This is a genomic window from Cognatundibacterium rugosum (genome assembly GCF_014284365.1).
Lineage (GTDB): Bacteria > Pseudomonadota > Gammaproteobacteria > Burkholderiales > Burkholderiaceae_D > Undibacterium > Undibacterium rugosum.
Genome location: NZ_JACOGG010000007.1, coordinates 31,668 through 53,130, shown reverse-complemented (window position 1 = coordinate 53,130; position 21,463 = coordinate 31,668). Strand labels below are relative to the sequence as shown.

The window sequence follows — 21,463 nt, the reverse complement described above, 5'->3', positions numbered from 1 at the left end:
GAACGCAGCAAGTACCAGTTTGCAGCGCGTAGTTTTAACTGAAAAATAATGAGTAGGGACTTTCACATGGCAAAAAGCTTGGTTGCTAAAAATGGCATCATCGGCGCTGTAGCGCTTGTTGGATTGACGGGTTGTAGCTCTATTAGCAATTTGATTGAGCCAAATAAGATTGATTACAAAAGCGCAGGTAAAGCAAATACGGTGTCATTGGAAGTTCCACCCGACCTGACTCAGATACGTCGCGATAGCCGCTTTGCGATCCCTGATGCGAATAAAAGCTCAGCGACCGCTTCTGGCTACAATCTGGAAAAGGGCGCTAAAGCCCAATCCAACGCAACTGCAGCAACTGTGGCGCCGGGCCAGATCAAAGATATGCGTATCGTGCGGGATGGTTCGCAGCGCTGGCTGGTGGTCTCGTTGAAACCTGAAGATGTCTGGCCACAATTGAAAGATTTTTGGCAAGAATTAGGTTTTCTGATCGTGATAGAAAATCAGGAAGCCGGTGTGATGGAAACCGACTGGGCTGAGAATCGCGCAAAAATCCCTCAGGATATCATCCGCAATACCTTGGGTCGCGTGATTGACTCTCTGTATTCAACCGGTGAACGTGATAAATTCCGTACCCGTCTGGAGCGCACTGCCGATGGCAAGCTGGAAATTTACATCAGCCATCGTGGCGCGCAGGAAGTTGTGACCGGTGCGCAAAAGGATGGCACTGTCTGGACGCCACGTGCTGCTGATCCTGGCCTGGAAGCGGAATTTTTGTCGCGTCTGATGGTGCGCCTGGGATCGGATGCAGAAACAGCGAAGGCTGCAGTGAAAACTGCCACTGAAGAAAAATCACATTCGAAGTTGCTCAAAAATGGTGAGCAGAATTATGTCGAGGTCGATGAAAGCTTTGACCGTTCCTGGCGTCGTGTTGGCCTGGCGCTGGACAGAGTTGGTTTCACTGTAGAAGACCGTGATCGCTCACAGGGCGTGTACTTTGTGCGCTACATCGATCAGGATATCGACGCGAAAACCAAGGGCGCCAGCGATGGCTTCTTCTCCAGATTGTTCTCGTTTGGCAGCAGTGACGCGGCAAAAGAAGCGCAACGCTACCGTATCCTGGTGAAAAATGCGGGTCCGAATGGTGAAGTCAGCCATATCAGCGTGCACAACAATGAAGGTAAGATTGATACTTCACCGGTATCTCTGAAAATTCTGCAATTGTTGAATGATCAGCTCAAGTAGTCAGACAGCTAGGTAAGAAAAAACGGCCAATTGAATTGGCCGTTTTTTTTGCCTGAAATGAGCCGGATATCGTTGATCGAGATAACTTGCTGTATGCGCGCCAACCGGAATTTCAGGCGAAAAAAAGCCGGCATATGCCGGCTTTTTGCTTCAGTAAAAAATTACTTAGAAGCTGGAGCTGCTGTAGCGGAAGCTGCTGGAGCTGCGCCAGACGCTGCAGCTGCGTCAGAAGCTGCTGCTGGAGCTGGAGCTGCTGCTGGAGCATCAGTTGCGGATGCTGGAGCTGGAGCAACTACGGATGCTGCTGGAGCAGATGCTGCTTCTTCTTTTTTGCCGCAAGCTGCCAAAGCGATTGCCATCAGGGATACGAGCAAGAGAGATTTTTTCATGTTTGTACTTTCAATAAATAGATCAAAAATAAGATCAAAATTATGCGATGAATAATTACCGGTAATTATCGCTCTATAGGCTTATTCGCTGCAGAGCACCATTTTTAATGATGCACTTCATCGAAAGTTTCCTAACCCGTGATTATAATGATTTTTCCTGCAATGGAATAGGGATTGATGTGAAATTGATCGCAAATTCATGTTTTTTTGCATCGAAGAAAACATCTAATCCTTATTTGCTACTTTTGTTGGATTTCATTTAATAAAATGCATGCAGTATCAAGCATGAAGAGGTTGGGGGCGCCTTATTTACCTAACTCCAGCCAGCCATCCTCGTACCACATGCAGAAGGCTTCCATCACATCGGCGGACGCGTTGGCAATATCCTCAGCATCAAGGTAACGCTGATTGGCAAATTTATTAAGCAGCAACTTGTCTTCCTTGCCCACTGCAAAGGATTCGCCATTGATAAACACATGCTTACCTTTGTACAGCATGGTACTTTTCAGTGATAGTCGCACGCCTTTTTTTTCTGCAGACTGGGCAAATTTTTTCGGTGTCAGTGGCTTCGCTGGAGACTCAAAAAATACGGTTTGCTTAGGTTCAGTCAGATACTCACCGAGGAAAATCGCAATGTCATCTTCTTTGAAGCGTATTTTTGCAATTTCGTCGGATACTTTTTGCAGAAAATCACTGCTGATTTCTGCCGGTTTGGCCGTTGGTTTCAAGTCTGGATCTGCATAGCGACCTTGTATTTCCAGTGTATCCGACATAAAGTTAAGGAAGGATTCGCCAAGCTCCTGGTAAGACGGGGCTCTGAAACCGACCGAATACGTCATACACTCACCGATCGCAATGCCATCGTGCGCATAATGGGGTGGCAGATACAGCATATCGCCGGGTTCCAGCACAAATTCTTCTTCAGCTGTAAAGTTAGACAGAATTTTTAATGGCATGCCTTCGACCAGGCTTAAGTCTTTCTGAGCGCTGATTTTCCATTGGCGCTGCCCGTATGCCTGCAGCAGGAATACATCATAAGAGTCAAAATGGGGACCTACGCCACCGCCGTCTGCAGCATAGCTGATCATCAGATCATCCAGGCGGGTGTCTGAGATGAAGCGGAATTGGCGCAGTAAAGCATCGGCATCTGCGTTGTGCAGGTTGACGCCTTGCACCAGCAGGGTCCAGTCTTTCTTTTGTTTAAGCGGCGGCGCTTCTATCGGGCCGCGCTTCATTTCCCAATGTTGGTTGAAGAAGCTGATCTGTCTTGACTCCACATCATCGCGGGCGGCGAGATCAAACAATGCCTGTGGCGATAGTATGGGTTGAAAGCCAGGAATGGCCTGCCGTATCAGCAAAGGTTTTTTATGCCAGTATTCCGACAGGAATTGTTCTGGGGAAATGCCGCCTAGCAGCGTCAGGGGTGTCGTAAATTTTTTCATGTGCGCATTATAGGCGCGCCTGCGCTGCAGTTCCAGACGGGTATAATCGCGCTTGCATATATTTTTAAAGGATATCGTATGAAGATTGTCAAAAACTCAGTTGTTACCGCCCGCTACACTTTGTCGGATGCGCAAGGCAATCTGATCGAAGAAGGTCAGGAGCCTATGGTGTATCTGCATGGCGGATATGACAATATCTTCCCGAAGATCGAAGCAGCCCTGGAAGGCAAGGAAACCGGCTACTCCACTGAGATTCAACTGGAGCCGGAAGATGCGTTTGGTGACTATGACGCGCAACTGGTTAAAGTTGAGCCACGTGACCGTTTTCCTAGCCCACTCGAAGTTGGTATGCAATTTGAAGGCATGCCGGAAGAGTCCGATGAGGGTGAAAGCCATATCTTTACCGTTACCGATATCGCTGAAGATAAAGTGGTGCTGGATGGCAATCATCCGCTGGCGGGTGTGGCCTTGCGTTTCAGCCTGACGGTGGACGATGTACGCGCGGCGTCTGACGTCGAAGTGGCACACGGTCATGTTCACGGCGCACACGGCCATCACCATGACGATGAAGACGGTGACGATAGCGATGAATACCGCACCCATCATATTCACTGAACAATGCATCCCTTCAGGATTTACCTGCATGGGAAGGTGAGCGCAGGGGCGATGAAAAAAAGCCGCGGATCTTAAATCTGCGGCTTTTTTTTGGGGGGCGCTGTGTTCGTAAAGTAAAGGAAGGCCTTATTTTCCCAGCAGTTGTTTCAATTCATACAGTGCGTCCAGTGCTTCACGCGGGGACAAGTTGTCCGGATCGACCTTTTTCAAGGCATCCAGCGCCTGTTGCTCTTCCTCGCTGATGGCCGGCTCTGCTGCTGCCTCAGGCGCGCTGCTGACGCCGGAGAATAAATCAAATTGTGGTGTACTTTGCAAGGAGTGTGCTTCCAGATCCGCCAGATGCTTACGTGCCGAGCGTATCACTGACTGCGGTATGCCAGCTAACTGCGCGACTTGCAAGCCATAGCTCTGCGACGCCGGTCCGGCCTGCACCGCATGTAAGAACACAATGTTCTCCTTATGCTCCACCGCCGACAGATGTACATTTTCCGCACTCGGATGGGTGTCTGGCAGCTGCGTCAATTCAAAATAGTGCGTTGCAAACAGAGTAAAGCTTCTGGAGCTTTGTATCAGATGTTTAGAAATTGCCCAAGCCAGCGCCAACCCGTCAAAGGTCGACGTACCGCGACCAACTTCATCCATCAGTACCAGGGAGTTTTCTGTGGCGCCGTGCAGGATGGCTGCCGATTCTGTCATCTCTACCATGAAGGTGGATCGTCCGCCGGCTAAGTCATCGGCTGCACCAATACGTGTGAAAATCCTGTCGATAGGGCCTATCGTCGCGCTGTGCGCTGGCACATAGCTGCCCACATATGCGAGCAGGGTGATCAGGGCAACCTGGCGCATAAAGGTCGATTTACCACCCATATTCGGGCCGGTAATCAGTAATAATTTTTTATCCGCATCCAGTTTGCAGTCATTCGCGATAAAGCGTTCAATCTGATTTTCGACAACCGGATGGCGGCCCTGGCTGATGTTGAGGCTGGGCGCATCAATCAGTTCAGGCGCACACCAGTTATTCTTGCTGGCATGTGCTGCCAGGCTGACCAGGGTATCGAGACTGGCGACCGCATGAGCGATGGTCTGCAGCTGTGCGATATGCGGTAAACAATCCTGCAATAACTGCTCGTAGAGAATTTTTTCCCTGACCAGTGCGCGCTCTTGCGCAGACAGCGCCTTGTCTTCAAAGGCTTTTAATTCTGGCGTGATATAGCGTTCAGCATTTTTCAGGGTTTGACGGCGTCGGTAGTTGTCCGGCACTTTATCCGCTTGCCCATTCGTGACTTCGATGTAAAAGCCATGTACCCGGTTGTACTCGACCCGCAGATTGGCGATCCCGGTACGTTCACGCTCTGACGCTTCCAGATCAACCAGAAATTGCCCGGCATTTTCCGAGAGTGCTCGCAGTTCATCGAGTTCTGCATCGTAGCCTTTGGCAATCACGCCACCATCACGCACCATGGTGGCTGGCAGTGGTAACAGACTGCGTTCCAGTAAATCCAGGCATTCTGCAGGGGTCTGCAAATCCTGCAATATCTGCGTCAGCAGACTGGTCTGGTTATCGGCGACACACAGGCTCACATAATTGCGCAGACTGGGCAGATGTTGCATCCCATCGCGCAATGCGGACAAGTCACGCGGCCGTGCAGTTTGCAAGGCGATACGGGTGGTAATGCGTTCTATGTCAGGAATTGCATTGAGCGCGCTGGACAGGCCTTCGGTCGAATCGGCGCTCATGATTGCCCTGATCGCCTGATGGCGTGAGCGTGCCACGCGCTGATCACGCTTCGCATGATGCAACCAGTGACGCAACAGACGTGATCCCATAGACGTTTTGCAATGATCCAGCAATGAGAACAAGGTTGGTGCTTCCTGGCCACGCAAGGTCTCAGTCAGTTCCAGATTGCGCCGGGTAGCAGTATCAAGACCGATGAATTCGTCTTCATTTTCCACGCTGAGTGCATTGACATGCTTTAAGCCGCGGCCTTGTGTGCTTTCTGCGTAGCGTAACAAGGCACCGGACGCGCCCAGTGCAGCAGACATGTTTTCTACGCCAAAACCAGTCAGTGTTGATGTGCCCAACTGATCCTGTAGTGCTTTTTGTCCTTGCTTGATATCGAAATGCCAGTCTGCGACTTCCGAAAATTTACCGGGCAGGGCTTGTCTATGTTCATCCAGCATCAGCGTGCCGGCTGAAATCAGAATCTCCGCCGGAGCAATACGTTCCAGCTCATGTTGTAAGCGCTGCGGCAGCGATTTTTCATCACTGGAAAACTCCATCAGTTTCAAGGCGCCACTGGCTAAGGACAACCAGGATAGGCCGACGGTAATAGTTTTTCTTTGTTGCGTCAGGCACAGCGCCAGCAGTGGTCGCTCTGATTTTTCAGGTAACAGATCAGTATCGGTCAGGGTGCCAGGCGTGACGACGCGCATGACTTTGCGCTCTACCGGCCCTTTGCTGGTGGCCGGATCACCGATCTGCTCACAAATCGCCGCAGATTCGCCCATCTTAACCAGCTTGGCCAGATAGGGTTCCAGCGAATGAAAAGGGACGCCTGCCATTTTGATAGGCTCGCCACCTGAGCTGCCACGCTGGGTCAGGGTGATGCCCAGCAGACGCGATACTTTCTCTGCATCGCCAAAAAACAGTTCATAAAAATCGCCCATGCGATAAAACACCAGCGTATCCGGATGGTCCGCCTTGATGCGCAGATATTGCTGCATCATCGGCGTATGTTTGGAATTGTCGTTACTCATAAATCTTTATTGTTATTGGGATGATGTTGTCTGGTTGCCAGAAATGAGCAGGCATGCTGTTGTGTTACTTTAGCCTGATGATCACTTCGTATATCGTTTGTTGGCCGCTATGTGTCGAAACGTTTGAATTCAGCAGAGATACTGCGGTGAGTCGTAAGCTGTCGGGCAAAAGTTCCGCCATAAAAGCTAACATTATAGAGGATGACGTTGAAGGATAGAGGGATAGCAAGAGGTCTCGCTCACCAGGTATGCATTTGGGCTGCAGGTGGCGCAGCTTGAAGATGGCGTGCGATCGCGGGCGGTGATTCGCATCGCAGATGCTTAAGCATGAAATATGAATCGAAATTACTCAGGACACGGTGTGAAGCCTGATAGAAAAACGCAGCAAGCAATTCAGCGTATTGTTTGTGCTGATGTGCTTACTGCGTAATTTGGCTTGGTTTAGCCGTTGCCACGGCTACCGGATCTGCGCGGGCCTGCAGATTTACCGCCTAACAGATTGCCATTGCGTGGCTTAGGCTGCTGTGGGCGACCAGTTGTCTCGTGGCGTGCTGGTGCCTTGGCTGCCTGAGGTTTGTTGCTACCTACCGGACGGGCTTTGCGCTGACCATTGCCGGGATGATTGCGGCCTTCAAAGCTGCGTAATTGGATAGGTTGGGCTTTGGCATTCGGGTCGGGAATGAAGCCGTCGATGATTTCCTGCGGAATTTGACGCTTGATGAATTTCTCAATATCCGCCAACAGTTTGAACTCGTCCACGCACACCAGCGAGACTGCCTCACCGCTTGCGCCAGCGCGGCCAGTACGGCCTATGCGATGCACATAGTCTTCCGGTACGTTCGGCAAATCGTAATTGACCACGTGAGGCAATTGGTCAATGTCAATACCGCGCGCTGCGATGTCGGTAGCAACTAAGACAGACAAACTGCCATCCTTGAATTCCGATAAGGCTTTGGTGCGCGCGGACTGGCTCTTATTGCCGTGGATTGCCATGGCCGTAATGCCTTCTTTGCCTAACTGCTCGACCAGACGGTTGGCACCATGCTTGGTACGGGTGAACACCAATACCTGCGACCATTGCTGTGACTTAATCAGATGCGCCAGTAAAGGATGCTTTTTATCGCGGTCTACCGGATGGATTTTTTGCGCAATGACTTCTACAGTGGAGTTGCGGCGCGCGACTTCTATCATAGCCGGACTATTCAGCAGGCGATCAGCCAACGCTTTGATGTCGTCGGAGAAGGTCGCAGAAAACAGCAGGTTCTGGCGTTTTGGGGGCAGGATCGCCAATACTTTTTTGATGTCATGGATGAAGCCCATGTCCAGCATGCGGTCTGCCTCGTCCAGAATCAGAATTTCGATATGACGCAGATCTATCGTGCCTTGCTGATGATGATCCAGCAGGCGGCCCGGTGTTGCGACCAGTACGTCTACACCTTGCTTGAGCAGCTTAATTTGCGGGTTGATGCCGACGCCGCCGAAAATAACGCCGGAATTCAAAGGCAAATATTTACTGTAAAGGGCAACGCTTTCCTGCACCTGGGCGGCGAGTTCTCGGGTTGGTGTCAGTACCAGTACGCGAATAGGGCGGCGTGAAGTTTTGTCGCTGGGGCCATTAGGCTGACTCAGCAATCTTTGCAATACCGGCAAAGTAAAACCCGCAGTCTTGCCGGTACCGGTTTGTGCCCCTGCTAACAAATCCCCGCCTTGAATGACGGCTGGAATCGCTTGCTGCTGGATAGGAGTAGGGGAGGTGTAACCTTGTTCGCTGACTGCGCGAACGATGTCCTCGGACAAGCCGAGTTCGTGAAATGAGGGCATGAGATTGTACAATCTGAAATCACGGGTGAACTATATCAACCCGGTAAAACCTGTGCTTCGCCGGATGACGAAGCACAATGGAACATATGCTTAAAAAAAAGCGAAATACTGAACTAGCCCGGCACTTATTTAGCACTGCCTGCAAATGGCTGCAATACATTGACCATTTGACCAAATACGCGCGGCGTACCTGCCATCACATCACCCTTGTACAGGTAATCGGATTCTCCACGGAAATCAGAAACGATGCCGCCTGCTTCAGTGATTAGCAACGAACCTGCAGCGATATCCCAAGGTGCCAGACCTTTTTCAAAGAAACCGTCGAGACGGCCCACTGCCACATAAGCCAGATCCAGCGCAGCGGAGCCTGGGCGGCGCAGGCCTTGGCATTTGCCGGTCATGACTTTGAACATTTGCAGGTATTCGTCGAGGCCGGACAGATCGCGGGAAGGAAAACCTGTACCGATCAGGGCGTCAGCCAGTTTGTCGCAACGGGTAACACGGATACGTTTTTCGTTCAGGTAGGCACCGGAGCCTTTGGTGGCAGTGAACATTTCATTGCGGGTAGGGTCGTACACGACGGCCTGAGTAATCACGCCTTTGTGTTGCAGCGCAATCGATACGCAATATTGAGGGAAGCCGTGGATAAAGTTAGTCGTCCCGTCTAAAGGGTCGATAATCCAGACATACTCATTTTCATCATGCAGATTAGCGGATGCACCCGATTCTTCCGCCAGGATAGCGTGTTCTGGGTAGGCGCTCTTAAGGACTTCAACGATGGCTGCTTCGGCGGACTTATCAACGTCGGTCACAAAATCATTGAAATGTTTTTCAGTAACACTGACGCGATCAAGGTCGAAAGACGCACGATTGATGACTGCCGCACCGCGGCGAGCGGCTTTGATAGCCGTATTGAGCATAGGATGCATAATTATTCCGATAAAATGACGGCAAATCTGCAGGCATTTGCCAAACAGCAAAGCCGGTAGTTTGCAATAATGAAAATGGTAAAGAGCAAGCGTCAATCTGGCAGCAGGCTGTTTTGCTCTACTGAATATAATTAACGAAGATAAACGCTATTTTAAATGAACTTGACAGAAACTGACACATCTCTTTTTGAGCGCTTACGTTTTGTGCTGGTGGAAACCAGTCATCCGGGCAATATTGGTGCTGCTGCACGTGCCATGAAAACCATGGGATTCAAGCATTTGGTGCTGGTCAACCCCAGATTTGCCGATGCATTGAGTCATCCTGATGCCATTGCGTTTGCGAGTGGCGCGCAGGATATTCTGGAACAGGCACAGATCGTGGATACGGTTGCTGCTGCATTACAAGGCTGTGAACTGGTAGCGTCAGTCAGCGCCAGACTACGGGAGTTTTCCCCACCGGTACAGTCTCCGCGTGAACTGGCGGCAGATTTTCAGCAAAAACTGAGTGGTAAGGTGGCCATCGTTTTTGGTAATGAACGCTTCGGCTTACCCAATGAAGTCGTGGCGAACAGCCAGGTATTGGTCAATATTCCCGCGAATCCCGGGTACTCATCCTTAAACCTGGCTCAGGCCATACAGTTAATTGCTTATGAATGCAGGATGGCTGCTCAAAGTGAAGTACAAAATTCTGGGAAAATTGGCTTTCAGGGGCAATTGGCGAATGCGGAGGAAATTGAAGGTATGTATCAGCATCTGGAACATGCCTTGGTCTCGATAGGCTTCCTGAATCCCGCCAGCCCTAAAAAATTAATGCCCAGATTGAAGCGTTTGTTCTCGCGCACGCAACTGGAAACGGAAGAGGTGAACATTTTGCGCGGTATCTCAAAGAAAATTCTTGACCTAAAGAATCTATAACGGCAAGGTTGAGTTAAGCGAATTCAAAAAACACCTGAACGAGATACGTGTAAAAAAGAATTTAACTTTATTTATTGCTTTTGAGTAAAAAATTTCCGATTTGATATTTTCAGCATGACTTGGTTTTGTTATAACGCTAGCATCTGATGCCAATCTTCTTATTGGCTTGCAATATTTAAGACATTTTGGGGAAATTATCATTTTACCGTTTCGCAGATCCACACTTTTTCTGGTATGCGCCTCCGCGTTAGCCGTGGGTGCTACTGGGCAGGCATATGCATTGGGATTAGGTGCGGTCCGTTCTCAGTCCTACCTTGGACAGATATTGAAGGCACAAGTTGAGTTAACCGGTGCTGACGGTCCTTCTGTCGATATGTCCTGCATCCATGGTTCGGTCGAGTCGACCGAGGGTGTGTTGTTGTCAGCTGTAAATTTGCAATTGGCTCAGCGGGGTGGTAACACGTTTTTGTTGCTACAAAGCCGCAAAAATATTTCCGAGCCAGCCATCAAAATTTTGCTCAATATCCAGTGCGAAGTGCAACTGCACCGTGAATACCTGATATTGCTCGATCCGCCACAAATCAGTGCTGCCCCGGAAGGCCTGACTGATTTGCAAGGCCCTGTTAGTACCGCGAAAGTTAACACCTCTGTAGTAAGGGCACAGGAGGGCGTGGCGGTCTCGGCTGGAAAAACACGTACTCCTAAACGTGCAGACGGGGGCTTGCCGGATTCAGGCTCTGAAATTGTTCGGCCTCAGCGAAAGGCACGTGAAGTTGCAGCAACACCAGCAGCCCCGTTGGTAGCAAAAAATAGTGCGGCTCAGTCAATTGAAAAGCCTGTAAAAGATGCATTAAAACTGAGCGATAGCAACGAATTGCCTAGCCAGGGCATGAAAATGGCCCAGACCTTGTCCAATGGTGCTGCTAATAGTAAAACCGGCGCACAGGACATTGAGGAATTGCGTCAGGCGCAAGCACAATTCGCCGCAATGCTAAGAGGCGAAACACCAGCCCGGCAACTGCTGGAAAAAGTCCCAGCAGATAGTACAGAAAAAGCAGAAAAAGCGGAAAAGCTGAAAATACAAAGTCTGCAGCAGGAAACGCTGCAGTTAAAAAAACAAATACAACTCGACAAATCTTTGTTTGATGAGCTCAGAGAGAATTCTGTCTCCAAAACCTGGCTCATTATTCTGTCCGGTGGGCTCGTGCTGGCGCTTGCTCTGGCGGGCGTGCTGTTCGCCTATATACGCAGATTGCATAAGAAACATGCGGCGAGCTGGTGGGAGCAAAAAGCAGGTAAGCCAGAGCCTGAAACAAAGAAAAATATTGAAGAGTTGGTTGACAGCGTGCAAGCGACCTACACCCAGACTGGCAACGCTGAAGCGCCTGAGTCGCAGTTGTTGGCACGTACGGTACCATCAGCCGCGCGTCCGGTACTGTCCAGTACGCAAGACCCTATGCTTAAAAATACCGGAAAACTGGAAGCACATTCTGTTTTTGGCAAAAATTTCACGCCTTCGCTGGAAGACACGAATAGCAGCACTTTTAATTTTTTCTCGACCAGAAATCATACGGTAAAAGTAGAAGAAATTTCGGATGTAACACAAGAAGCTGAGTTCTGGATGTCGGTCAATGATCCGGAACGTGCCATTGAAATTCTGGAGCCTCAGGCAGATATTGATCAGCCTGACTCGCCGGTGCCTTGGTTGTATTTGCTTGACCTGTACCGTGTGGTTGGCCAGAAAGAGAAATACGATCACTTGCGGGACAGATTCGTGGTGTTTTTTAACGCAAACATTCCTGAATTTGAAGTGGACCCAGCCAGTCTGCCTTCTCGCACATTGGATGATTTTGAGCATCTGATGAAGAAAATCTGCACGATGTGGAATACCAATGAAGCTTTGCCATTCTTGCAGAGTTTGCTGGTGGATGATCGCGATGGAAAGCGTATGGGTTTTGAGTTGCCTGTGTATCGCGACATTCTGCTGTTAATTAGCATCGCCAATGAGCTGGAGCGTAATCGTACAATCGAAGCGCCTGGTCACGGCTGGGACAAAGTGGTGGGACGTTCAGATCCGGCGACACCGGTATTGGCAACAGAAGATGATAGTAATATCATCAATTTTGAGTTGATCGATTTCCGGAAACCAGAATAGTCCGGGTTTAGCCCAATGCGCACGTCGTTGCCTGGGAATCTGACTTGGATGTAAAAACGGGAAGCCAGGCTTCCCGTTTTTTTATGGCTGAACATGATTTGTTGAAGTCTCAGGCGCTAAATTTGCGCGCTTGTCTCTCAATTTTCAGGCTCAGACTGCCCGCCGCATTTTTTGTACTGTGTAGTTTTTGACCTCAGGCGGTGGTTCTACCAGCTTAACGATAGCAAAAGTGCAGTTGTCGCCTTTAGGTGCGCCTCTGTCGCGCGCCTTACGTATCAACAGCTCAGATGCTTGTCTCGGCGTATTGGCAGCTACCGCTGCTGACAATTCTGCATCGTCAAAATAATGCCAGAGCCCGTCTGTGCACAAAAGGAAGCTATCACCTGCGGTCAGGTTCTGATATTTGCCAAACGTGATAAACGGGGCTGTGTTACTGGAGCCCAGTACGTTCACAAGGATATTGGATAATCTGTGTGTTTTCGCTTCATCTGGCCGTATCTTGCCTTCATCCACCAGCTTTTCTACGTAGGAATGATCACGGGTTTTCTCGGCAAAGTTAGGGCCGCTAAAGCGGTACAGGCGCGAATCACCCGCATGTGCCCAAATTGCTTCTTTTTGTGGTGTGATGACCAATGCGGCGAATGTACTGTGGGGCTCTTTTTCAGAGGAAACTGCAGTCAGCTTAATGACGGTATGGGCTTCCTGAAGTATGTTTTCCAGTAAAGATTCAACATTGCTGCCGGTGTAAAATTCATCAAACAGTTGTTTGGCGGTACGGATTACCTGCTCTGCAGCAAGGGCGCCACCGCTCTTGCCGCCCATGCCGTCAGCTACCACTGCCATCATATAGCCGGGCGCACGCGGTGCCGCAAATAAGGCGACCCGGTCCTGTTGTTCTTGTCGGTCACCGATATGTTGTCCGGTGCCAGCTTCTATCTTATATTGGCTCATACGTCTCGGTAGATTACACTAGCGGAAAGCCAGTTTATTTGGCGATCCAAAATTTCACACTATTTTACTTTAAGCTGAAGGCTATGAGCCATCCTGAACAAGTACGTCAACGAATAATTGAGCTGGAAGTAGAACATCGTGATCTGGATGTGGTCATAAATGCACTGACTGCAGATCCTGCACACGATGAATTACAATTGCGCCGCCTGAAAAAACGGAAGTTGCAGCTCAAAGATCACATAACTTTACTGAAAATGCAACTGACTCCTGATGTGCCTGCCTGATTTTTCTGGCAAACTGCTTCCCCTTGATTGAAATTGATTGTCTATTTTGACTGATACCCCTCCTTTATCTACTGATACTAAAGATGGTTTGCACCATCAGGACATAGAGCATATTTTTGGTGTTAACGGGCCCTTGAGTGCCGCCTTGCCTGGCTATCGTCCACGCCAGGCGCAGACTGAAATGGCAAAAGCGATTTCAGATGCAATCGCCGGACAAAAAACCTTACTGGCTGAAGCGGGTACCGGCACCGGTAAAACTTATGCCTATCTGGCTCCTGCGCTGCTGTGGGGCGGTAAAGTCATCGTTTCAACCGGGACTAAAAATCTGCAGGATCAACTGTTTCTGCGTGATATACCAACGATCAAAAAAATCCTGAAGGCGCCCGTGTCGGTGGCTTTGCTTAAAGGACGTTCAAATTATCTGTGCCACTACCATTTGGAGCGCACCCAGCAAAATGGCCGCCTGACCAGTCGTGAGGATGTCGGCTATTTGCGCGATATTTCGCGCTTTATTAAGACCACTATGACTGGTGATAAGTCTGAGCTGTCACGGGTACCCGAGACCGCCAGCGTCTGGAGTCTGGTCACTTCCACCAAAGATACCTGTATGGGGACTGAGTGTCAGTATTATCAGGACTGCTTTGTCATGAAAGCCAGGAAAGAAGCACAGCAGGCCGATGTAGTAGTGGTTAACCATCATTTGTTTTTCGCGGATGTGGCGCTTAAGGATACCGGTGTAGCCGAGTTACTGCCTTCAGCGAATACGGTGATTTTCGATGAGGCGCATCAGTTACCGGAAACTGCAACCTTATTTTTCGGCGATACGGTGTCAACGTCGCAGGTGCTGGAATTATGCCGTGATGTGCATGCAGAAGGCTTGTCACATGCACGCGATGGAGCGGAATGGTCCAAACTGGTGGCATCGGTAGAAAAAGCAGCACGTGACCTGCGCCTCGCATTTCCGCAGGATATCGTGCGCCTGTCCATCGATCAGATTGCCACTTCTAGTCCGTTTTTTGAGGCACTGGATACCTTAAAAGACAGCATGAGCGACATGATTGCAGTGCTGGAAAAGCAGGCGGAACGTGCTGAAACGCTGGAGCAATGCCGCGCACGTGCGATTATGCTGCAGGATCAGATCGATAACTGGAATGCGGAACCGAAAGATGCCGCGAAAGCGGGTGATTATGTGTTGTGGGTAGAGGCGTTCTCTGTGTCTCTGCAATTGCATCGTACGCCTTTATCGATAGCGCCGATTTTCAACAAACAGCGCGAAGGAGTGCCGCGCGCCTGGATATTCACCTCAGCCACCATGGCGGTGAAAAACGACTTCACGCATTACGTGTCGCAGATGGGCTTGTGGAATGAGCCTGCTTTTACCTGGCCCAGCCCGTTTAATTATCAGGAGCAGGGTTATTTGTATGTGCCGGATGGCATGCCCGACCCGAATTCACGTGACTATGCAGATGCCGTGATTAATGCTGCCTTGCCTGTCATTACCGCGGCTAAGGGCCGTACCTTCCTGTTATGTACCACGCTGAAAGCAGTGCGCTTCAGTGCGGAACGCCTGAGAGAAGAATTTGAGCAGCGTGGATTGAATTTCCCCTTGTTCGTGCAAGGTGATGCAGGCAGAACGGAGTTGCTGGAACGCTTCAGAAATTCAGGCAATGGCGTATTAATTGGCAGTCAAAGTTTCTGGGAAGGTGTGGACGTACGCGGTGAGGCCTTGTCGCTGGTGATTATCGATAAGTTGCCGTTCTCTCCGCCGGATGATCCGGTGCTCGCAGCACGTATCACTGCGATGGAGAAAAAGGGGATGAATGGCTTTGTGCATCATCAGTTGCCGGAGGCGATCATTAATCTGAAGCAGGGCGCTGGCCGCCTGATACGCGACGAGGCCGATCGTGGCGTGTTGATGATTTGCGATCCGCGCCTGATTTCCAAGCCTTACGGTAAACGAATCTGGCAAAGCCTGCCAGGTTTTGCGCGCACCCGGCTTGAGGCAGATGTAGTGGCTTTTTTTGAGCGGCTGAGTATAGAAAGTTCAGTGCAGCCATCTGCTAAAGTCTGAGTGAATGCACAGACTTTAGCACTGATCATGACCAGTTTGCTGATCGCGCCGGTGGGCAGCGATCAGTCCCCAGCCTAATTGGCGCCGGATATCTTCAAGTGCTGTTTTTTTCGGATGTTCCTGTGCTGAAGTTACAGGTCCGGTGGGCTTATCTTGCCTCGCTGTGGTCGATTGGTTTTCCATGATAATTTCCTGTCTGGTTTGCGAAATGCGCTAAGGATGTAGCTGCTGCGTTGTCGCTTCCTAAGGTTTAGCCTAGTCAAACTTACGCAATATAAAAGCAAATTTGCAATGTTTAACACGTATAGGACACTGCGAATGTGAACAAGCTAGCGGAGTCGGAGTACCGATGATGAATGAGATAAAAGATATAGTCGGTTTCAAGATCGCTGAAGCAGAGCGGCGTGCACATTGGGCGGATATTCTGTCGGCCTGGGTTGGGCTGCAGCTGGAATTTGCCAACCAGCTGGGTAGTGCGGCCTACTGCTATACCGAGCGTACCAATGTGGGTTTACTGGCTCAGGCTGCGCTGCGGGCAGGGCGCTTTGCACTCGAGGAATACCAGGTCGTGAGCAGCAAAACGCATGGGCCGCTACAAGAAGTCTGGGCTGGACATTGCGATTGCTGGTTATCTGGTGGTGAATATGGCGAGCTGATTGAAGCTAAACAAGAATTTTTGGCGATACGGTCCCCGTTGGCGGCTAAGCAGGCTGAGCGCGTACTGGATCAGGCCGTGGCCGCTGCCTCGATGACGCGAGGCGATGCGCCGCTGTCGGCCACTGGCCTTGCCTTTCTGCCCGTTTTTTTGCGTGCCAGCTGCAATCCTGAAGGAAACCAGTTCGAAACTGAACTGCAAAATCTGGCTCTGGGCTTGCAAGCCTGTAATGCGGATTTTGTCGCATGGTGTTTTCCTTCTGCGACACGCAACTATCTGGGACACAGCGGGACCGAACTGATGCCCGGTATCTTGTTGTTGGGCAGAGCCGTGGCAGACTGACCATCATTCTCAGATATCGATATAAAAAATTAGAATTAGACCGGTCGTCTGCAAACTTTTCCGAAGCCTGTTATAGTAGGCCTTATCAGTAGCAATTATTTTTTAGTAATTGTTCGATGATAGCGGGATAAGTGCAGAGTGAGTGCATTCGATCCTTGCATCATTGCAATCCGTATTCTGCTGCTGTGCCGCTGGCCACACTCCAGTCTGCGCATAGTCAGCAGGCCTGATTGAACGAGCATGCTGCATTGCTAAAGCTACTGAACAGCGTATTCACATTAACTTCGGAAGGTCATCATGAGTGATTTAATTCAAAAACTGCAATGGCGTTATGCTGCCAAAAAAATGAATCCGGCTAAAGCTGTTCCTCAGGACAAGCTGGACCGCATTCTGGAATCTATCCGTTTGACCGCAACTTCCAGCGGCCTGCAGCCTTATGAAGTGCTGGTTGTGACCAATGCGGAAATCCGCGAAAAGATCAAGGCGATCGGCTGGAATCAGGCGCAGATCACAGAAGGTTCGCATTTGCTGGTGTTCGCTGCATGGGATAACTACACAGCAGACCGCATCAACACGATGTTTGATCTGACCAATGAAGTGCGTGGTTTTAAAAATGAAGGCTGGGAAAACTACCGCAATATGCTGCTGAACCTGTACCCGGCACGCGATGCAGAAGTGAACTTCCAGCACGCTGCGCGTCAGGCTTACATTGGCCTTGGCACCGCACTCATTGCGGCAGCAGAAGAGCAGGTTGATGCAACCCCGATGGAAGGCTTTGATCCGGATAAGCTGGACGAAATTCTGGACTTGCGCGCTCAGGGCTTGCGTAGTGTCGTGATCCTGCCACTTGGCTATCGCGAAGAAGACAAGGATTGGCTGGTGAATCTGAAAAAAGTCCGTCGCACTAAAGAAAACTTTATCCGCGAAATCAAATAAAACGGATAAGCTGATAATTAGCCGGTACAAAAAAACAGCTGCGTTCTGCTCCAGGCAGACGCAGCTGTTTTGCGTTCAACCAGCGCAGATTCAGATTTTTAATTTCATCCCGGCCAGCGCAGGTGCTTCCAGCCTTGCGGATGATGAGCCAGGCACAGCAGGGAATCGTGCGTTTTGCTGATTCCAGTCCTGCAATGCCTGTTCCAGCTCAGCCTGCTTACGTCCGACAAAATTCCACCACAACAGTAACTCTTCCTGCAACGGTTCGCCACCGATCAACAGCACCCGGCAGGCCGCGTCACAGCCTAAGTTCAGGCTGCCACTGCCAGGCGGCAGGTAGGCCAGATGACCCGGTTCCAGCGCAGTACCATTCACCGTCGCTCTACCTTGCAAGACCAGTACGCCATATTCAAAGCTGGCTTCCAGCCGCAGCTCTGTGTGGGCCGCAGCGGTGCTGGTAAAATCCGCACCGCATAGAGGAGTAAATACTTCGACCGGCGAGGTATGGTCAAGCAAACTGCCAGCCAGGACGGTAATCCGGTATCCATCTCGCTCAACAATGGGAAGTTCAGGATAATTCCGGAAGCCCGGCGCACGTTGACGTTCGTGGTCCGGCAAAGCGATCCACAGCTGAGCAGCATGCAGGTGTGCGCCATCCTGCACACTATCTTCGGTATGTACGATGCCGTGGCCCGCCGTCATCAGATTGACCTGACCTGGCCGAACGATTTGTTGGTGTCCTGCCGAGTCACGGTGATAGAGCTCACCTTCTATCATCCAGGTAAAGGTTTGTAATCCTATGTGCGGATGCGCGCCGACATGCATGCCTTTACCAGCGGCGAACTGGGCTGGGCCAACATGATCGAGAAAGCACCAGGCACCGATGGTTTTTTGTTCACGATGCGGCAGCGCACGCCGTATGGTGGTGTCTTCACCGATCACAGAGGTGCGCGCCGTGAGCGTGCGCAGGGTGGGGCTGTCGGTCGTCATTGGAGTATCCGTTGGTTTGGCAAATTGGCTTAGGCTGGCTCTGTGAGCGAGGTGGCGATACGGACTTCACCGGTCAGGATTTTGTGAACCGGACAGGCGTTGGCGATTTTCAGTAACTGTTCGCGTTGTTCCTGACTCAGCTCACCTTGTAACTCGATCACACGCACAATGTCAGTGCCAGCTTCCGGCTTGCCGTCAGGATTCAGGGACAGCTTCACTTGTATGCCAGTCAGTGGTATCTGTCTGCGTGCAGCAACCATTTGTACCGTAATCGCGGTGCAGGAACCCAGGCTCCCCAGAAGCAGACGGTCGGGTGACGGTGCAGTGTTGGCGCCACCGATTTCTACAGGCTCATCGGCTTGCCATTGATGGCCCAGATCATCGCTCAGATGAACGAGGTAAGGGGCGTTGCCTAAGCTGGCGGTGACGGTAGGTATGCCTGACATGCTGACTCCAAAAAATAGAAAAAGGGCGGTGCGCTACTGTGCTGACTGGCAAGCTGATGACTAATTAGCACAGGTAGTTGAGATGGTGCCACAATTTCAATTCACAAGTAAGACGATGTGTCTGGCCATCTGATTACCTTGCAAACCCGGTTTGCAAGGCATTGACCAGCGCGATCGCAGAATTCACGCTTGCAGAACGAATGACTATTGGGTATTGAGTTTTCAGCGAAGGTGCCTATCTGGCCTTGGTCTGATACAGCCTCAGGAGGCGATGTGTGGTGGATAGTAGGCATGTTATTGAGCGTGATTGGCGCTCTGGTACTGGTTCCGAAATGGCGCTTGCATCATGTATTAGGCAAGGCATTTCCTTTGCCGTATTCAAAAATCTTACGCAGGAATCTGCCCGGTTACAGCAGGATGCCCACCGACTTACAGATGCAGCTTAAGCGGCGTATACGTCAATTCCTGTTTCAGAAAAAATTCGTCGGTTGTGATGGTTTGCAGGTGACGGATGAGATGCGCGTCACGATCGCTGGGCGCGCTTGTCTGTTGTTGCTGAACCGAGAAACGGAGGTCTATCCGGATTTGAGCCACATACTGCTATATCCGGGGGTGTTTGTGGCGCCGCGCAGTCAGATGCTGGATGGCGGCGTGGTGACTCATACCAATCAGGGCTTAAGCGGTGAATCCTGGAGCGATGGGCGCGTGATTCTGGCTTGGGATCAGATTGTGCCGCGTACACAAGAACAGGCAGTATCCCTGGCCGGTCAGGACGTGGTCTTACACGAGTTTGCGCATCAGCTCGATAGCGAGAGTGGCAGCACCAATGGTGCGCCGGTCTTGGCCGGGAAAAACGCCTATGCCCATTGGTCTGACGTGATGCAGCGCGCCTATGCACGCTTGCAGCACGCACTCAGTCAGCAACAAGAAACGGTGCTTGATCCTTACGGTGCGACTAGTCCGGCTGAATTTTTCGCTGTGGCGACCGAAGCCTTTTTCAGGAAAAGTCAGGCACTGGCTGAGGCCGAGCCTGAGCTGTACGGATTACTGCGTCAGTATTACCGGGTGGATCCGTTGGACTGGCTGTGACTACAAGCCGGATAGGATAATGCCGCCAGAACCCGCATGGATATTGTGCTTTGGCGGCATGAGGGTGGTCAGCTTGCGTATTTAGACTGCATGCAGGGCCTGTTCCAGATCAGCGATCAGGTCGTCGATATGTTCGATGCCTATTGATAAACGCACGGTTTCTTCTTTGACGCCGGCTTTGGCTAATTCTTCTGGATTCAATTGTCTGTGAGTGGTACTGGCCGGATGGCAGGCCAATGATTTGGCATCGCCGATATTCACCAGACGCGTGAACAATTGCAAAGCATCCTGGAAGCGCGCCCCGGCTTCACGCCCGCCTTGCAAGCCAAAAGTCAGAATGCCCGATGGTTTACCACCCAGGTATTTCTGTGCCAGCGCGTGATCAGGATGATCGGGCAGACCTGCATAATTGACCCAGCTGACCTTGCTATGTGTCTGCAGATAGCGCGCGATGGCGGCGGTATTCTCAGTGATGCGATCCAGTCGCAAGGCCAGGGTTTCTATACCCTGCAAAATCTGAAATGCATTGAACGGCGATAAGGCGGCACCGGTATTGCGCAAAGGGACCACCCGTGCACGGCCTATGTAGGCGGCTTCACCCAGTGCTTCGGTGTAGACCACGCCGTGGTAAGAAGGATCAGGTTCATTCAAACGCTTAAAGCGCGCTTTATGCTGCGCCCAGGGGAATTTACCGGAATCGACGATGATGCCACCTATCGTGGTGCCATGGCCGCCCAGGTATTTGGTCAGTGAATGCAGCACGATATCTGCGCCAAACTCGATAGGACGCAACAGATAAGGCGAGGGCACAGTGTTATCGACGATCAGCGGTACGCCATGACGATGCGCGACGGCGGCGATCGCTTCGATATCAGTGATGTTACCCAGCGGATTGCCGATGGATTCCACATACACCGCCTTGGTTCTGTCATCGATCAGCGCAGCGAAGGATTCCGGATCGCGATAGTCGGCAAAGCGGGTCTGGATACCGAACTGGGGCAGGGTATGCGCGAACAGATTATAGGTGCCGCCATACAGGGTTGACGCGGATACGATATTGTCACCGGCTTCGGCGATGGTCTGGATCGCATACGTGATCGCGGCCTGGCCCGAGGCTAAAGCGAGTGCCGCGATGCCGCCCTCTAAAGCGGCGACCCGTTTTTCCAGTACATCATTGGTCGGATTCATGATGCGCGAATAGATATTACCCTGAACTTTCAGGTCAAACAGGTCTGCACCATGCTGGGTATTGTCAAACGCATAGGCCACGGTCTGATAAATCGGTACCGCAACAGAACGTGTGGTGGGATCAGGCGAGTAGCCGCCGTGTACAGCGATAGTTTCTAATTTCATGGTCATCCTCGGGTCAAGAAAACCAGTTGATCTTAGAAAGCATGCACTTTTACGGCAAGGAATCTTTTTCTATTTTTATATGACAAAAAA

The 21,463-nt window shown here is 50.9% G+C and carries 19 protein-coding genes; 9 read left to right on the top strand and 10 right to left on the bottom strand.

Translation table 11 applies throughout. The features are described from left to right. The first annotated feature begins 66 nt into the window (after positions 1–66). A complete protein-coding gene (gene bamC / locus H8K47_RS08220) occupies positions 67–1,233 on the top strand; it encodes an outer membrane protein assembly factor BamC (RefSeq protein WP_186880925.1) in 1,167 nt (388 codons plus the stop codon). 161 nt (positions 1,234–1,394) lie between these two features. Here bamC and H8K47_RS18335 read toward each other — a convergent pair whose 3' ends face one another. Together H8K47_RS18335 and H8K47_RS08210 are read right to left on the bottom strand one after the other, a co-directional pair. Further along, positions 1,395–1,622 (bottom strand): hypothetical protein, encoded by a 228-nt coding sequence (locus H8K47_RS18335; protein WP_230405161.1) that lies wholly within the window; start codon positions 1,620–1,622, stop codon positions 1,395–1,397. Between the two features lie 305 nt (positions 1,623–1,927). After that, entirely contained in the window at positions 1,928–3,064 is a 1,137-nt protein-coding gene (locus tag H8K47_RS08210; RefSeq protein ID WP_186880923.1) for a cupin domain-containing protein, read from the bottom strand. Positions 3,065–3,142: 78 nt separating this feature from the next. Between H8K47_RS08210 and H8K47_RS08205 the strand changes: the two genes are divergently transcribed. Further along, positions 3,143–3,679, top strand: a complete 537-nt coding sequence (locus H8K47_RS08205) for an FKBP-type peptidyl-prolyl cis-trans isomerase (protein WP_186880922.1) — start codon at positions 3,143–3,145, stop codon at positions 3,677–3,679. Between the two features lie 126 nt (positions 3,680–3,805). Here the strand turns inward: H8K47_RS08205 and mutS are convergent, their stop codons facing one another. From mutS to H8K47_RS08190, 3 genes are all read right to left on the bottom strand, one after another. Beyond that, positions 3,806–6,436 carry a DNA mismatch repair protein MutS gene (gene mutS, locus H8K47_RS08200; protein WP_230410172.1) on the bottom strand — a complete coding sequence of 877 codons (2,631 nt, stop codon included), beginning with the start codon at positions 6,434–6,436 and terminating at the stop codon, positions 3,806–3,808. A gap of 441 nt (positions 6,437–6,877) precedes the next feature. Then, positions 6,878–8,257 carry a DEAD/DEAH box helicase gene (locus H8K47_RS08195; protein ID WP_186880921.1) on the bottom strand — a complete coding sequence of 460 codons (1,380 nt, stop codon included), beginning with the start codon at positions 8,255–8,257 and terminating at the stop codon, positions 6,878–6,880. Positions 8,258–8,382: 125 nt separating this feature from the next. Next, complete coding sequence (locus tag H8K47_RS08190) at positions 8,383–9,177, bottom strand: inositol monophosphatase family protein (protein ID WP_186881060.1); 795 nt, start codon at positions 9,175–9,177, stop codon at positions 8,383–8,385. A 165-nt stretch (positions 9,178–9,342) separates the two neighbouring features. Between H8K47_RS08190 and H8K47_RS08185 the strand changes: the two genes are divergently transcribed. Continuing rightward, positions 9,343–10,101 (top strand): RNA methyltransferase, encoded by a 759-nt coding sequence (locus tag H8K47_RS08185; protein WP_186880920.1) that lies wholly within the window; start codon positions 9,343–9,345, stop codon positions 10,099–10,101. 253 nt (positions 10,102–10,354) lie between these two features. Further along, positions 10,355–12,256: a type IV pilus assembly protein FimV gene (locus tag H8K47_RS08180; RefSeq protein ID WP_456243331.1), complete on the top strand. Its 1,902-nt coding sequence runs from the start codon at positions 10,355–10,357 to the stop codon at positions 12,254–12,256. 150 nt (positions 12,257–12,406) lie between these two features. On the opposite strand, the gene H8K47_RS08175 is transcribed toward H8K47_RS08180, so the two are convergent. Further along, positions 12,407–13,207 carry a PP2C family protein-serine/threonine phosphatase gene (locus H8K47_RS08175; RefSeq protein WP_186880918.1) on the bottom strand — a complete coding sequence of 267 codons (801 nt, stop codon included), beginning with the start codon at positions 13,205–13,207 and terminating at the stop codon, positions 12,407–12,409. Between the two features lie 83 nt (positions 13,208–13,290). On the opposite strand from H8K47_RS08175, the gene H8K47_RS08170 reads away from it, so the two are divergent. Then, positions 13,291–13,491, top strand: a complete 201-nt coding sequence (locus tag H8K47_RS08170) for a YdcH family protein (protein ID WP_186880917.1) — start codon at positions 13,291–13,293, stop codon at positions 13,489–13,491. A 46-nt stretch (positions 13,492–13,537) separates the two neighbouring features. Next, positions 13,538–15,562: an ATP-dependent DNA helicase gene (locus H8K47_RS08165; RefSeq protein WP_186881059.1), complete on the top strand. Its 2,025-nt coding sequence runs from the start codon at positions 13,538–13,540 to the stop codon at positions 15,560–15,562. A gap of 15 nt (positions 15,563–15,577) precedes the next feature. Here the strand turns inward: H8K47_RS08165 and H8K47_RS08160 are convergent, their stop codons facing one another. Then, positions 15,578–15,745, bottom strand: coding sequence for a hypothetical protein (locus H8K47_RS08160; protein WP_186880916.1), 168 nt, complete (start codon positions 15,743–15,745; stop codon positions 15,578–15,580). A gap of 166 nt (positions 15,746–15,911) precedes the next feature. On the opposite strand from H8K47_RS08160, the gene H8K47_RS08155 reads away from it, so the two are divergent. Together H8K47_RS08155 and H8K47_RS08150 are read left to right on the top strand one after the other, a co-directional pair. After that, positions 15,912–16,559, top strand: coding sequence for a hypothetical protein (locus H8K47_RS08155; protein WP_186880915.1), 648 nt, complete (start codon positions 15,912–15,914; stop codon positions 16,557–16,559). Between the two features lie 297 nt (positions 16,560–16,856). Then, complete coding sequence (locus tag H8K47_RS08150) at positions 16,857–17,495, top strand: NAD(P)H-dependent oxidoreductase (RefSeq protein WP_186880914.1); 639 nt, start codon at positions 16,857–16,859, stop codon at positions 17,493–17,495. A 90-nt stretch (positions 17,496–17,585) separates the two neighbouring features. Here H8K47_RS08150 and H8K47_RS08145 read toward each other — a convergent pair whose 3' ends face one another. Then, a complete protein-coding gene (locus tag H8K47_RS08145; protein WP_186880913.1) occupies positions 17,586–18,485 on the bottom strand; it encodes a pirin family protein in 900 nt (299 codons plus the stop codon). A 29-nt stretch (positions 18,486–18,514) separates the two neighbouring features. Then, the gene (locus tag H8K47_RS08140) at positions 18,515–18,931 is read right to left on the bottom strand and encodes an OsmC family protein (protein ID WP_186880912.1); all 417 of its coding nucleotides are present in this window, start codon (positions 18,929–18,931) and stop codon (positions 18,515–18,517) included. Between the two features lie 273 nt (positions 18,932–19,204). Here H8K47_RS08140 and H8K47_RS08135 point away from each other — a divergent pair, with 273 nt between their 5' ends. Then, on the top strand, positions 19,205–20,020 hold the full coding sequence (locus H8K47_RS08135; protein WP_222612753.1) for a M90 family metallopeptidase: 816 nt from the start codon (positions 19,205–19,207) through the stop codon (positions 20,018–20,020). Between the two features lie 81 nt (positions 20,021–20,101). Here H8K47_RS08135 and H8K47_RS08130 read toward each other — a convergent pair whose 3' ends face one another. Next, positions 20,102–21,373 carry an O-acetylhomoserine aminocarboxypropyltransferase/cysteine synthase family protein gene (locus H8K47_RS08130; RefSeq protein WP_186880911.1) on the bottom strand — a complete coding sequence of 424 codons (1,272 nt, stop codon included), beginning with the start codon at positions 21,371–21,373 and terminating at the stop codon, positions 20,102–20,104. Positions 21,374–21,463: the final 90 nt, after the last annotated feature.